This is a genomic window from Mesorhizobium sp. M1A.F.Ca.IN.020.03.2.1 (assembly GCF_004023205.1).
GTDB lineage: Bacteria > Pseudomonadota > Alphaproteobacteria > Rhizobiales > Rhizobiaceae > Mesorhizobium.
Window position 1 is genome coordinate 6164 of sequence record NZ_RZSV01000271.1, and the last position, 522, is coordinate 6685.

The window sequence follows — 522 nt, forward strand, 5'->3', positions numbered from 1 at the left end:
CGCGCGACCAGATGCGCGACGACCTCGGTGTCCGTCTGAGAGGCGAATTTGTAGCCATCGCGGGAGAGATCGTCGCGCAGCTCGGCGAAGTTCTCGATGATGCCGTTGTGGACAATCGCGACGCCTTCGGAAAAATGCGGATGCGCATTGGTCTCGTTCGGCACGCCATGGGTCGCCCAGCGGGTATGGCCGATGCCGATCGTGCCTTCCAGCGGATCTTCTTTCAGCCGGCGTTCGAGATTGATGAGCTTGCCTTCGGCGCGGCGGCGGCCGAGCGTGCCATTCTCGATGGTGGCGACGCCGGCCGAGTCATAGCCGCGATATTCGAGCCGCTTCAGCGCATCGACGATCAGCGGCGCGACCTGTGAATGGCCGACAATTCCAACGATACCGCACATACGCTGCCCCCGATTCCCCGCGAAAACCCAGCGCTATTTAGGGATGGCCGGCCTGCCGCGAAAGTCACTTTGCGTTTCGTTCGGTGTCACCCGGAACGGTTTTACGACTGATGCACCATGACAC

At 61.7% G+C, this 522-nt stretch carries 1 pseudogene; it reads right to left on the reverse strand.

The features are described 5' to 3' along the window. Positions 1–398 (reverse strand): annotated as a pseudogene (locus EOA79_RS33820) (glutamine--fructose-6-phosphate aminotransferase); the annotation flags it as partial. Positions 399–522: the final 124 nt, after the last annotated feature.